13 protein-coding genes and 1 other annotated feature are annotated in these 12,271 nt (G+C 59.3%); of the genes, 3 read left to right on the top strand and 10 right to left on the bottom strand.

Annotated features, from left to right (window positions below; genetic code table 11):
• Positions 1-3 precede the first annotated feature (3 nt).
• The 6 genes from thrC to yjjY form a co-directional block, all read right to left on the bottom strand.
• Complete coding sequence (gene thrC / locus ENGE1_RS07210; RefSeq protein ID WP_048253205.1) at positions 4-1,290, bottom strand: threonine synthase; 1,287 nt, start codon at positions 1,288-1,290, stop codon at positions 4-6.
• A 3-nt stretch (positions 1,291-1,293) separates the two neighbouring features.
• Positions 1,294-2,223, bottom strand: a complete 930-nt coding sequence (gene thrB / locus ENGE1_RS07205; RefSeq protein WP_045287618.1) for a homoserine kinase — start codon at positions 2,221-2,223, stop codon at positions 1,294-1,296.
• 1 nt (position 2,224) lies between these two features.
• On the bottom strand, positions 2,225-4,687 hold the full coding sequence (thrA, locus tag ENGE1_RS07200; protein ID WP_048253206.1) for a bifunctional aspartate kinase/homoserine dehydrogenase I: 2,463 nt from the start codon (positions 4,685-4,687) through the stop codon (positions 2,225-2,227).
• Between the two features lie 26 nt (positions 4,688-4,713).
• Positions 4,714-4,830 (bottom strand) — a sequence feature (Thr leader region).
• A complete protein-coding gene (locus ENGE1_RS29055) occupies positions 4,769-4,837 on the bottom strand; it encodes a thr operon leader peptide (protein ID WP_122984332.1) in 69 nt (22 codons plus the stop codon). (Overlaps the previous feature by 62 nt.)
• Before the next feature lie 206 nt (positions 4,838-5,043).
• Entirely contained in the window at positions 5,044-5,730 is a 687-nt protein-coding gene (locus ENGE1_RS07195) for a tRNA/rRNA methyltransferase (protein WP_043086101.1), read from the bottom strand.
• Between the two features lie 388 nt (positions 5,731-6,118).
• A complete protein-coding gene (gene yjjY / locus ENGE1_RS28375) occupies positions 6,119-6,259 on the bottom strand; it encodes a YjjY family protein (protein ID WP_001541509.1) in 141 nt (46 codons plus the stop codon).
• Between the two features lie 95 nt (positions 6,260-6,354).
• Here yjjY and arcA point away from each other — a divergent pair, with 95 nt between their 5' ends.
• Positions 6,355-7,071: a two-component system response regulator ArcA gene (gene arcA / locus ENGE1_RS07190; protein WP_043086102.1), complete on the top strand. Its 717-nt coding sequence runs from the start codon at positions 6,355-6,357 to the stop codon at positions 7,069-7,071.
• A gap of 64 nt (positions 7,072-7,135) precedes the next feature.
• On the opposite strand, the gene creA is transcribed toward arcA, so the two are convergent.
• Positions 7,136-7,612 (bottom strand): protein CreA, encoded by a 477-nt coding sequence (gene creA, locus ENGE1_RS07185; RefSeq protein WP_045287621.1) that lies wholly within the window; start codon positions 7,610-7,612, stop codon positions 7,136-7,138.
• A 215-nt stretch (positions 7,613-7,827) separates the two neighbouring features.
• Between creA and robA the strand changes: the two genes are divergently transcribed.
• A complete protein-coding gene (gene robA / locus ENGE1_RS07180; protein ID WP_064360599.1) occupies positions 7,828-8,697 on the top strand; it encodes an MDR efflux pump AcrAB transcriptional activator RobA in 870 nt (289 codons plus the stop codon).
• Here the strand turns inward: robA and gpmB are convergent, their stop codons facing one another.
• Positions 8,698-9,345: a 2,3-diphosphoglycerate-dependent phosphoglycerate mutase GpmB gene (gpmB, locus tag ENGE1_RS07175; RefSeq protein WP_048253207.1), complete on the bottom strand. Its 648-nt coding sequence runs from the start codon at positions 9,343-9,345 to the stop codon at positions 8,698-8,700.
• Positions 9,346-9,401: 56 nt separating this feature from the next.
• Here gpmB and yjjX point away from each other — a divergent pair, with 56 nt between their 5' ends.
• Positions 9,402-9,917, top strand: a complete 516-nt coding sequence (gene yjjX, locus ENGE1_RS07170; RefSeq protein ID WP_043086107.1) for an inosine/xanthosine triphosphatase — start codon at positions 9,402-9,404, stop codon at positions 9,915-9,917.
• Here the strand turns inward: yjjX and trpR are convergent.
• Positions 9,908-10,237, bottom strand: coding sequence for a trp operon repressor (gene trpR / locus ENGE1_RS07165; protein ID WP_043086109.1), 330 nt, complete (start codon positions 10,235-10,237; stop codon positions 9,908-9,910). The genes yjjX and trpR overlap by 10 nt on opposite strands.
• An 87-nt stretch (positions 10,238-10,324) precedes the next feature.
• Entirely contained in the window at positions 10,325-12,262 is a 1,938-nt protein-coding gene (sltY, locus tag ENGE1_RS07160) for a murein transglycosylase (RefSeq protein ID WP_048253208.1), read from the bottom strand.
• Between the last annotated feature and the right edge of the window lie 9 nt (positions 12,263-12,271).

The following is a 12,271-nucleotide window of genomic DNA, read 5'->3' as shown; positions in this document are numbered from 1 at the left end:
ACCTTACGCTTTTTCCATCATCAGCTTACGCAGCGCGGCAAAATCTGCCGGCAGACTGTGCGACAGCAGCGGCAGGTCGGCGCGCTCGGCCAGCGCTTTCGGCAGCGCCAGCGTCTTGCCGAGGATAGCCTCAACGCTCTCTTTGAACTTGGCCGGGTGCGCGGTGCCGAGAAACAGACCGTATTCTCCCTGGGTCAGCTGGTCGCGCAGCGCCCGCCAGGCCACCGCCGCGTGCGGCTCAGACGTGTAGCCCAGCGCGTCCAGTTCGCGCATCGTCGCTTTGGTGGTCTCATCGTCCACCGCCGCATAGCCGAGATCGCCCAGGCGCCACTCTTTGCGGCGGAACAGCTCCTCGACGCGCGGCCAGTTGTTCGGCTGGCTGACGTCCATCGCATTCGACAGCGTGGCCTGCGTCGCCTTCGGCGCCCACTCCCCGTCCTGCAGGAAGCGCGGCACGGTGTCGTTGACGTTAGTGGCGGCGATAAAGCGCTTCACCGGCAGGCCCAGCGATTTCGCCAGCAGCCCGGCGGTCAGATCGCCAAAGTTGCCGCTCGGCACCGAGACCACCAGCTGGTTGCGGGCCTCCTGCGGCAGCTGGGCCACGGCCTCAAAGTAGTAGCAGACCTGCGCAAGCAGGCGGCTGATGTTAATGGAGTTAGCGGAGTTGAGGCCCAGCGCGCGCTTGAGCTCCTCGTCATCAAACGCCTGTTTGACCAGTGCCTGGCAGGCGTCGAAGTCGCCGTCGATGGCGACGGTTTCAATGTTGCCGCCCAGGGTACAGAACAGCTTCTCCTGCAGCGGGCTGATTTTGCCCTGCGGATAGAGGATGACCACCCGCACGTTTTTCAGGCCGTAAAAGGCGTGGGCCACCGCCGCGCCGGTATCGCCGGAGGTAGCGGTGAGGATAGTCACCGGCTTATCGCCGCTGATCTGGGTCAGCATCTGCGCCATAAAGCGGCCGCCGAAATCTTTAAACGCCAGGGTCGGGCCGTGGAACAGCTCCAGACAGCCGACGTCAGGCTGCACCACTTTGACCGGCGCCGGGAAGGCGAACGCCTCGCGCACGCGGGCCTCCAGTTCAGCCTGCGGGATCTCATCGCCGATAAACGCGGACAGAATGCGGGCGCTGCGGGGCACGAAGTCGAGCGCCAGCAGCTCGTCCACCTCGGTCAGGCTGAACTCCGGCAGATCGCGCGGGAAAAACAGCCCCTGATTTTTACCCAGGCCCTGGGTAACGGCCTGCGCGAAGCTGACCTGCTCGTTGTGATCTTTTAAGTTATACAGTTTCATCGGTTATCCCACTACGCGTGCGCCCGCCGTGTCCAGCCGGCAAATATGAACGAAGCCTTCCTGATTTTGCAGATAGTGTTTTGCGAGCCAGTCTGCCACTCGTTGCGCCGTTTGCGGATTGTCGCACAGGGCGAACATCGTCGGGCCGGAGCCGGAGATGCCGCTGGCCAGCGCGCCGATTTCCGCCACGCCCTGGCGTGCCTGGGCGAACCCCGGCAGCAGCCGGGTGCGGTACGGCTCGGCCACCACGTCTTTCATCAGCTTAGCCGCCAGCTGCGGCTGGCGGCTATAGCAGGCGTGAATAAAACCCGCCAGATGGCGGCCGTGGGCGATACAGTCCTGGCGGCGGTACTGGGCGGGCAGAATCGCCCGCGCCTCGGCGGTCGAGACCTTAATGCCGGGATAGGCCAGTACCCACAGCCAGTCGTCAAACGCCGGGATCGACTGGCTGATGATGCCGTTCTCCTCCAGCATCAGTTGGATACCGCCGAGATAGCACGGCGCCACGTTGTCGTAGTGCACGCTGCCGGAGATGCGCCCCTCCAGCTCGCCCATCAGCGCCAGCATTTTGCTCTCGCTAAGGGGCCTGCCGCAGAACTCGTTCATCGCCACCAGGGCAGCCACTACCGAGCAGGCGCTGGATCCGAGGCCGGAGCCGATAGGCATATTTTTCTCAAGGGTCATCGCCACCGGCACGGTTTTACCGATCTCCTGGCAAAAGCGCTCCCAGCACTGCCAGACGATATTTTCCTGCGGATTGTCCGGCAGGCGGCTGGCAAAATGGCCGACGTTTTTCAGGCTGAAGCTGTCGGCGGCGACCACTTCAACGTTATCGCCCAGCGGCGTGCCGTCTACCGGCGTCACCGCCGCGCCCAGCACATCAAAACCGACGCTCATATTGGCGCTGGAGGCGGGGGCATACACTTTAACCATCTTAAACTCCTAACTTCCATGACAGGGTGCGCAGCAGATCGGCAAACACCCCGGCCGCCGTCACGTCGTTACCGGCGCCATAGCCGCGCAGCACCAGCGGCAGCGGCTGATAATAGTGGCTGTAGAAGGCCAGCGCGTTCTCGCCGTTCTTCACTTTATACAGCGGATCGCTGTCGTCCACTTCGGCAATTTTCACCCGGCAGACGCCGTCTTCTTCGATATTGCCGACGTAGCGCAGCACTTTGCCCGCGTCGCGGGCGCGGGCGATGCGCGCCGAGAACTCATCGTCCAGCTGCGGTAGACGCGCCATAAAGTCGTCAGTATCACCGCCGTCGTCAAAGTGGGCCGGCAGCACCGACTCCACCTGAATATCGGCAAGCTCAAGCTGGCGGCCCGTTTCGCGGGCGAGGATCAGCAGCTTGCGCGCCACGTCCATGCCGGAAAGGTCGTCGCGCGGATCCGGTTCGGTAAAGCCCATTTCCCGCGCCGTGCGGGTGGCTTCCGACAGGCTCATCCCCTCATCCAACTTGCCGAAAATAAACGACAGCGAACCGGAAAGAATGCCGGAGAAGCGCTGCAGTTCGTCACCGGCATTAAGCAGGTTCTGCAGGTTCTCAATCACCGGCAGCCCGGCGCCGACGTTAGTGTCATAGAGGAACTTGCGGCGTGAGCCCGCCGCGGCCTGACGCAGCTCGTGGTAATAGTCCATCGACGAGGTGTTGGCCTTCTTGTTTGGCGTCACCACGTGGAAACCTTCGCGCAGGAAGTCGGCGTACTGGTCCGCCACGGCCTGGCTAGATGTACAGTCAACAATGACCGGGTTGAGCAGGTGATACTCTTTCACCAGTCGGGTCAGGCGCTCAATGTCGAACGGCTCTTTGGCCTCCGCCAGCGCGCCCTGCCAGTTTTCCAGATCGAGGCCGTGAACGCTGGTGAGCAGCGCGCGGGAATTGGCTACGCCGCAAACCCGCAGGTCGATATGCTTGTTCTTAAGCCAGCTGCGCTGGCGCTTGAGCTGCTCCAACAGCGCCGCGCCGACGCCGCCGACGCCGATCACAAACACTTCGATCACCTGATCGGTGTTAAACAGCATCTGGTGCACCACGCGCACGCCGGTGGTGGCATCGTCGTTATTCACCACCACCGAGATAGAGCGCTCGGAAGAGCCCTGGGCAATGGCGACGATATTGATATTGGCGCGGGCCAGGGCGGCAAAAAACTTGGCGGAGATGCCGCGCAGGGTGCGCATACCGTCGCCGACCACCGAGATAATGGCCAGCCGCTCCATGATGGAGAGCGGCTCCAGCAGACCCTCTTTCAGCTCCAGGTAGAACTCATCTTCCATCGCCCGCTTCGCCCGGACGCAGTCGCTCTGCGGCACGCAGAAGCTGATGCTGTACTCCGACGAGGACTGGGTGATCAGCACCACCGAAATCCCGGCGCGCGACATGGTGGCGAATACCCGCGCCGCCATGCCGACCATGCCCTTCATGCCCGGTCCGGAGACGTTGAACATCGCCATGTTGTTGAGGTTAGAAATGCCCTTCACCGGCAGCGCGTCTTCATCGCTGCTGGCGCCGATCAGCGTACCCGGCGCCTGCGGGTTGCCGGTATTTTTAATCAGGCAGGGGATCTGGAACTGGGCAATCGGGGCGATAGTGCGCGGATGCAGCACCTTAGCGCCGAAGTAGGAGAGCTCCATCGCCTCCTGATAGGACATCGTTTTCAGCAAACGCGCGTCCGGGACCTGGCGCGGATCGCAGGTATAGACGCCGTCGACATCGGTCCAGATTTCGCAGCAGTCGGCGCGCAGGCAGGCGGCCAGCACCGCGGCGGAGTAGTCGGAGCCGTTGCGCCCCAACACCACCAGCTCGCCCTTATCGTTGCCGGCGGTAAAGCCGGCCATCAGGATCATGTGGTCCGCCGGGATCTGGCTGGCGGCAATGCGGCGGGTGGATTCGGCGATATCGACGGTAGATTCAAGATAGTGGCCGACGGCAAGCAGCTTCTCCACCGGATCGATGACGCTGACCTTGTGGCCGCGCGCCTCCAGCAGGCCCGCCATGATGGCGATTGAGAGCTTTTCGCCCCGGCAGATCAGCGCCGCATTGACGCCGTCCGGGCACTGCCCCAGCAGGCTGATGCCGTGCAGGACATGTTTGATCTGAGCAAACTCCTGCTCAACGGTAGCGGCGAGTCTTTCGAGAGGAAAACCGGGTTGGGCGTCAGCGAGCCCCTGCAGCAGTTCGGCAAAAATACGTTCGGCGTCGGTGATATTCGGCAGAGCATCCTGACCACCAATGGTTTTTTCAATCATCGCCACGAGGTGGTTGGTGATTTTGGCCGGGGCAGAGAGCACGGTCGCTACCTGCCCCTGACTGGCGTTACTTTCCAGAATATCGGCGACACGCAGAAAACGTTCCGCATTCGCCACTGATGTACCGCCGAACTTCAAGACTCGCATGGTTTTTACCTCTAGATCTCTGATCGAAAAAAAAAGCCCGCACTGTTCGGTGCGGGCTTTTTTCTGTGTTTCCTGTACGCGTCAGCCCGCACCGATACCTGTGGTAATGGTGATGGTGGTAATGGTGGTGGTCATGCTGATGCGAATCATGGATGTTGTGTGCTCTGTATTTATTGTCTGTCGTCTGCCTATATTGGTTAAAGTATTCGCCCGGTTAAGTCAACGAATTTCTACATTTGTCACATTCAGACGGTATTCGCAGCTGTTCTGATATCGCCCTCTCCAGCGTCGCGAATACCCGGTCGATCACCACCTGAACAGAACATATCTCCATACGCAATTCTTATGACAGAGCTTTAGTCGGGGAGTTTTTTTTCGATATCGTGCAGCAGCCGGTGCAGCATAGCGGTATCGCGCTGCTCAAGAAGACCGATTCGCTGCTGCAGCCAGTCGGCCAGCTTGACGTCTTCGTCCACCTGCAATTTTCGCAGCAGCGCATCGGCGCGCGTGCGCAGCGCCAGCAGCTGATTTTCATCACTTCTGGTAATGGGTTCAGGCAAATTTTGTACCAGCGCGGAGAGCTGATAGCAGTAAACCATCACCGCCTGCCCCAGATTAAGCGACGGATAATCCGCCACCATCGGCACGCCGGTCAGCACATCCGCCAGCGTCAGCTCTTCGTTTGTCAGTCCGGAATCCTCGCGGCCAAAGACCAGCGCGGCGTGCTGCATCCAGCCGGCTTTCTCCTTGAGTATGGGGACCAGCTCCTGCGGCGTAGCGTAGTAATGAAAGCGGGCGCGGCTGCGCGCGGTGGTGGCGATGGTAAAATCGACGTCGGCGAGCGCCTCTTCAAGCGTCTGATAGCACGTAATTTTATCCAGCACATCGCCGGAACCGTGCGCCACCCATCCTGCCGCCGGCTCCAGATGTGCCCGGCTGTCGACAATTCGCATTTCACTAAAGCCCATGGTTTTCATCGCCCGGGCGGCAGCGCCGACGTTCTCCGCCCTTGCTGGCGCAACCAGCACAATTGATATACGCATCTCTTTTCCTGTTCCCATCGCAATGAAAAACGCCGTAAACATTTTACGCATCACGAATTTACTTAATTGCAACATCAAGCAATAGGTCAGACACTCTTAACATATAAGAGTTTCTAAACTATCATTGCATTGCCTGCTCAATGAGAATGTTAACAGAACTTCTATATCCTCATGTAAAAGAAGGGTAATGCGAATACGATGACTTCCCATCTTTTGGATTCACCGCGTTTATCAGTTCCTATGGGCAACCACCGCTAATGTTGAAAAAATGTGACAAAAGCTATCATTCAGATACGCAGATTTCACAAAACTGTTAACGTGCTACAATTTAACTTGATATATGTCAACGAAGCGTAGTTTTATTGGGTGCCCGCTGTCTCTTAGCCTGTTATGTCGCTGTTAAAATGGTTAGGATAACAGCCGTTTTTGACACTGTCGGGTCCAGAGGGAAAGTGCCCACGACCAAGCTAATGATGTTGTTGACGTTGATGGAAAGTGCATCAAGAACGCAATTACGTACTTTAGTCATGTTATGCCGATCATGTTAATTTACGACATGCATCAGGCGGGTTAGGGACTTTTGTACTTCCTGTTTCGATTTAGTTGGCAATTTAGGTAGCAAACATGCAGACCCCGCACATTCTTATCGTTGAAGACGAGTTGGTAACACGCAACACGTTAAAGAGTATTTTTGAAGCTGAAGGCTATGATGTGTTCGAAGCCACCGATGGCGCGGAAATGCATCAGGTGCTCTCAGAGCATGACGTCAACCTGGTGATTATGGATATTAATCTGCCGGGTAAAAATGGCCTTCTGCTGGCGCGAGAACTGCGCGAACAGGCCAATGTCGCGCTGATGTTCCTGACCGGGCGCGATAATGAAGTGGACAAAATTCTTGGCCTGGAAATCGGCGCAGATGACTATATCACCAAACCGTTTAACCCGCGTGAACTGACCATCCGCGCGCGCAATCTGCTCTCCCGCACCATGAATCTGGGCAGCGTGAGCGAAGAGCGCCGTACCGTTGAAAGCTACAAGTTCAACGGCTGGGAGCTGGACATCAACAGCCGTTCGCTGGTCAGCCCGAACGGCGAGCAGTACAAACTGCCGCGCAGCGAGTTCCGCGCCATGCTGCACTTCTGCGAAAACCCGGGTAAGATCCAGTCCCGCGCAGAGCTGCTGAAGAAAATGACCGGCCGCGAGCTGAAGCCGCACGACCGCACCGTCGACGTGACCATCCGCCGCATCCGTAAGCATTTCGAATCCACGCCGGATACGCCGGAAATCATCGCCACCATTCACGGCGAAGGTTACCGCTTCTGCGGCGATCTTGAGGATTAGTCGCCTCCTGATACAAAAAAACGGCGCGCTGCGCCGTTTTTTTTTGTTCATCATCGCCCCTGGGCTATTTTGACCACGGCATAATAGGCACGGCGCTCAGCGCGTTTTTCGGCGAGCCGTCCACTACCTTATCCGAATAGGACAGGTAAACCAGCGCATTACGTTTCGCATCGTAAAAGCGCACCACCTGCAGCTTTTTAAACACCAGCGACGTTCGCTTCTGGAACACCACCTCGCCCTGCGCTTTGCCGTTCTTAATCTTGTCGCTCACCGCAATCGGCCCGACCTGCTGGCAGGAGATAGCCGCATCGGAGGTGTCCTCTGCCAGGCCCAGGCCGCCTTTAATACCGCCGGTTTTCGCGCGGCTGATGTAGCAGGTGACGTTTTCGACATCCGGGTCGTCAAACGCCTCAACGACGATCTTGTGGTCGGGACCAATCATTTTAAAAACCGTGTCCACGGAACCTATCTGCTCCGCGTGGGCTGCGGCGCTGCCCGCCATCGACAGGAACAGGGCTGCAACTAACTTCTTGTATTTCATATTGTTACCATTTCTAAAAATGATTTCGGAATATTCCCTACAATTGATGCAGAAAATGTTTATAGATCACACATTTACAATTATCAGATTCTTACTCGCGCAGAAAGCGCACAGTTGAACAAAAAAAAGCCTCAGCGTTTCGTCATCAAAAAATGCTATCATCCGCTACCCTAATAAGAGGCACCCGCATAAGCGAATAAGGATGAGGATATTATATGGATCAAGCTGGGATTATTCGCGATCTTCTTAGCTGGATTGAAGAGCATCTCGATCAACCTTTGTCACTGGATAACGTGGCCGCAAAAGCGGGTTATTCCAAGTGGCACCTGCAAAGGATGTTTAAGGACGTTACGGGTCACGCAATAGGTGCCTATATTCGCGCTCGCCGCCTGTCAAAATCAGCGGTTGCGCTGCGCCTGACGGCTCGCCCGATTCTGGATATTGCACTTCAGTATCGTTTTGACTCCCAGCAGACTTTTACGCGCGCGTTTAAGAAGCAGTTTATGCTGACGCCCGCGCTTTACCGCCGCGCGCCGGACTGGAACTCCTTTGGCATGCGCCCGCCCCTGCGGCTGGGTGAATTTACCATGCCGAAGCATGAATTCGTTACCCTGCCGGAAAAACACCTGGTGGGCGTTACCCAGAGCTACACCTGCAAGCTGGAAGAGATCTCGGAATTTCGCCAGCAGATGCGCGTCCAGTTCTGGCGCGATTTTCTCGGCAATGCGCCGTCGCTGCCGCCTGAAATGCTCGGCCTGTACGAACCGCGGCCAAGCATGGAGAAGGACGACGAGCAGGAGGTCTTTTACACGACTGCGCTGACGCCAGAAATCGCCAACGGCCATATTCAGCACGCCCAGCCGGTGAAGCTGGAGGGCGGGGAATATGTGGTCTTCAACTATGAGGGCCAGGGCGCCGGCATTCAGGACTTTTTCCTGACCCTGTACGGCACCTGTATGCCGATGCTGGGCCTGATCCGCCGTCAGGGACAGGATATTGAACGCTATTTTCCGCAGAAGGATTCTCACGCACAGGACGAGCCGGTTTACCTGCGCCTCGAATATATGATCCCGGTTCGCCGCTAGTTAACGCTGCAGCTCATCCAGCGCGGGGGCGTCAAGATGTGATACATCGCCCGCGCTTTCAACCACCCAGCCCGGCGCCAGCCACTGGCTCTCCTGATAATCGACCCGCGATACCGAACAGTTGCGCAGCCGCAGGCGGCGCTCTGCGTAGGCCGGCAGGCCGAGGATCGTGCTCACCAGACACCCCAGCGCAATGCCGTGGCTGACCAGCAGCGGACGGCTTCCTTTTGGTAGCTCGAGGCAGTCCTGCAGCGCCGCGCTCACGCGCTCGCCCAGCTCCTGCATGGATTCGCCCTGCGGAATGCGGCCATCCGGCGTGCCGTTGACCAGCTGACGCCGCCACAGCTCCTCTTCCTCTGTCAGCGTGTCGATAAAGCGCTGCTCCAGCACGCCCATATCCAGCTCGCGCAGGCGCGGATCGAAGGTGATGCCGCAGCCGCAGGCGCTGGCAATGATCTCAGCGGTCTGGCGCGTGCGTCCGAGATCGCTGGCGATGATATGGGTGATGCCCAGCGTGCGGACGCGTTCGCCGACCTGCTGGGCCTGGCGTTCGCCGAGGGCGGTCAGCGGGCTGTCGGACTGGCCCTGAATGCGCCGTTCGGCGTTCCACTGTGTTTCGCCGTGGCGAACAAGGTATACCTGTAACATGCTCATTATCCGTTATACTGCGATGATTATTTCGGCCATATATCTACCTACTGATTATGCACCAGATTATCTCAGCGACCACCAATCCCGCCAAAATTCAGGCGATTCTGCAGGCTTTTAGCCAGATTTTCGGCGAGGGATCCTGCCACATTGACCCTATTTCCGTCGAGAGCGGCGTGCCGGAACAGCCGTTTGGCAGCGAGGAAACGCGCGCCGGCGCACGGAATCGGCTGCATCATGCCCGCCAGCTGCGGCCAGACGCCGACTTCTGGGTGGCCATTGAAGCCGGCATTGATGATGACAGCACCTTCAGTTGGGTGGTGATTGAGAGCCGGGAGCAGCGCGGCGAAGCCCGGTCGGCCACTCTGCCGCTGCCGGAAAAGATCCTGGCGGCCGTGCGCGGCGGCGAGGCGCTGGGGCCGGTGATGTCCCGCTATACCGGCATTGAGGAGATTGGCCGCAAAGGCGGCGCCATTGGCGTCTTCACCGCCGGCAGTCTGACCCGCGCCAGCGTCTATTACCAGGCGGTAATTCTGGCGCTAAGCCCGTTTCATAACGCGGTTTACCGGTGAGTTTCCGGCAGCGTCTGTTCAAGCCAGTGGCGCAGCTCCGCGGGGGCCGACTTCAGGCTGTTTGAGCCGCGCGTGATGGTGGCAATGCCTGCGCCCAGGGCGTTTTTCAGCTCACGCTGGCTCAGTTCGCCGCGCAGCAGCTCCTCAATAATGCGCACCCGGGTGCCCAGCGCTTCACGTTCGTCCGGGGTCATCATCAGGTTCAGCAGCGGCAGATGGTGGTCGGCCTCATAGGCCAGGCGCAGCAGCTCCACAAAACGAAGCCACTCTTCGTTGCGCTGATGCGCAGTCTCGGCTGAATATGGGGATTGTTGGGTCATGTTATGCCACCGTGTTGGGGCGGATGGCCGGGGCCATCCGCCGGATGTACTCTTTAGCGAGTACAAGCATAACATACTCTCGCGGGATCAGTAACGCTGGCTCCACTCGGCGTCGGTGAGGATAGCCGGCTTCTCGCCCATGAAGTAGCGGTAGTAGGCGTCGTAGGCCAGCACATTCTTCACGTAGCCGCGCGTTTCCGAGAAGGGGATACTCTCCACGAAAGCCACCGCATTCAGCTTCCCGGCGCTGTTGCCTTGCCAGGTGCGCACCCTGCCCGGCCCGGCGTTATAGGCGGCGGCCGCGTAGATGCGGTTATTGCCAAACTGCTGATAGACGTACTGCAGGTAACTGGTGCCGATGTTGATGTTGGTTTCCGGATCCAGCAGCTGATTCTGGCCGCCGTAGCCGGGAATGCTGAACATCTTCACCGTGTGGGTCGCGGTGCCGGGCATAATCTGCATCAGCCCGGAAGCCCCCACCGGCGAGCGGGCCTTCGGGTTCCAGGCGCTCTCCTGACGGGCTATCGCCATCGCGTAGCTCTGGCTGATGCCCTTCTCAGCGGTGTAGCGGGCAAAGAGGTTCTCCCAGGCCAGCGGGAAGCGCTCGCGCAGGTTGTCCCACAGCTTGCCGGCAATCGTCGCCTGCACGCTCAGATCCCACCAGTCGCGATCGTAAGCGTACTTCGCCAGTTGGCCCTGTTCGGCGGGAGTGCGGCTTCTGACAAGATTCGCCCACTCAGCGCGGGCGGTGTTATCCAGATTCCAGTACATCAGCTCACGCACGCGGGCCATCTCCGGGCTGTTCACCAGCTCAGCGGAGGCCGTACCCTCGGTTTTCTCCACCCGGATGGGATAGTCTTCGCCAAGCCGCTGGGCCGCCACCATCGGATAGAAGCCTCGCTCTTTCATCAGGCCGTGAAGGATCTCTTTCGCTTCCGCCTCGCGGCCGCTGTCCATCAGCAGGTCCGCCTGCCAGTAGCGCCATTCGTCTTTTTCTTTCGCCTCCATCGGCAGGCGCGAAAGCCAGGTATCCAGCCCTTTGCGATCGCCTGCGCCAATCGCCAGCCGCACCCGCCGCTCCAGCAGCGAGGTGGAACCGGAGCGCATAATGGCGTCATCGCGCCAGCGGGCCTGCTCGTCGGTAACGTCGCTGCCCATCAGCTGCCAGGCGACGGTATCGCGCAGCGCCTGAACCTGCTCGTCGCTGAGCTTCTGGGCAGCGGCGAGCATCGGGATCAGCGCCCGGGCGTTCTCCACGTCCTGACGGGCGACGCGGCTAAAGGCAATGGCCGCCATCTGGCGGGTAAAGTCCGTATTCCCGGTGTTCTGCGCGAAACTCAGGACGCTGTCAGGGTTGGCGGCAAGGCTCAGGACCTGCGCAGAGATAGTCTGATAGTCGGCCGGCATCTGGCCTGCCAGGGTATTGACCAGCCGGGTATTGCCCGCCTTCATCGCCAGCCGGATGCGCTCCAGATAAGCCAGCGGATCCTGCGCGCCGGAAGCGCGCCAGGCACCGAACAGCACGTCGCACGCCGCGGGGCGGTTTGAGCCGCTCAGCCAGAGATCTTTCGCCCCGGCCCACGCTGCCTGAAGGTCGCCGACCTGATATTTGGCGTAGTAGTAGTTGCACTGCGCCTGCACCGTTCCCGGCTTGTCCGGGCTGAAGGCCAGCAACCCGCGCCAGTCCTCACGGCGGGCCAGTTCGTTTACAAAGCGGTTTTGCAGCGTGCGGGTAGACGGCAGCGTCGGATTGGCGCTGATAAAATTGCTCACCGCGAGCGCAGGTTCATTGCTCAAATCGCTGGTCAGCTGGCGGTACTGCAGGTAGGGATAGAGCGGATAGTCCTTTAGCGTCGGCATCAGTTGGCTGACGACATCCATCTGATTATTGTCCCACGCCTGCTTGATCTGCGCGTAGCGGCTGCGCTGTTCATCCAGTGAGTCGGCGTGCACCGCGGCGCTGACCGTAAACAGACAGACGGCGGCAGCCAGATAACGCCACGTCACGGGGTTTGCTTTTTCCACAAGCGCTCC

Source organism: Pluralibacter gergoviae ATCC 33028 = NBRC 105706 (genome assembly GCF_001598855.1).
GTDB classification, from domain to species: Bacteria; Pseudomonadota; Gammaproteobacteria; order Enterobacterales; family Enterobacteriaceae; genus Pluralibacter; species Pluralibacter gergoviae.
This window is presented reverse-complemented; position numbering and strand designations above follow the sequence as displayed.

Excerpts from the sequence above, each read along its gene's own strand:
- yjjX (WP_043086107.1), top strand. The coding sequence starts at position 9,402 with ATGCACCAGATTATCTCAGCGACCACCAATCCCGCCAAAATTCAGGCG.
- robA (WP_064360599.1), top strand. The coding sequence starts at position 7,828 with ATGGATCAAGCTGGGATTATTCGCGATCTTCTTAGCTGGATTGAAGAG.
- ENGE1_RS07195 (WP_043086101.1), bottom strand. The coding sequence starts at position 5,730 with ATGCGTATATCAATTGTGCTGGTTGCGCCAGCAAGGGCGGAGAACGTC.
- trpR (WP_043086109.1), bottom strand. The coding sequence starts at position 10,237 with ATGACCCAACAATCCCCATATTCAGCCGAGACTGCGCATCAGCGCAAC.
- yjjY (WP_001541509.1), bottom strand. The coding sequence starts at position 6,259 with ATGACTAAAGTACGTAATTGCGTTCTTGATGCACTTTCCATCAACGTC.
- thrC (WP_048253205.1), bottom strand. The coding sequence starts at position 1,290 with ATGAAACTGTATAACTTAAAAGATCACAACGAGCAGGTCAGCTTCGCG.
- thrB (WP_045287618.1), bottom strand. The coding sequence starts at position 2,223 with ATGGTTAAAGTGTATGCCCCCGCCTCCAGCGCCAATATGAGCGTCGGT.
- gpmB (WP_048253207.1), bottom strand. The coding sequence starts at position 9,345 with ATGTTACAGGTATACCTTGTTCGCCACGGCGAAACACAGTGGAACGCC.
- creA (WP_045287621.1), bottom strand. The coding sequence starts at position 7,612 with ATGAAATACAAGAAGTTAGTTGCAGCCCTGTTCCTGTCGATGGCGGGC.
- thrA (WP_048253206.1), bottom strand. The coding sequence starts at position 4,687 with ATGCGAGTCTTGAAGTTCGGCGGTACATCAGTGGCGAATGCGGAACGT.
- arcA (WP_043086102.1), top strand. The coding sequence starts at position 6,355 with ATGCAGACCCCGCACATTCTTATCGTTGAAGACGAGTTGGTAACACGC.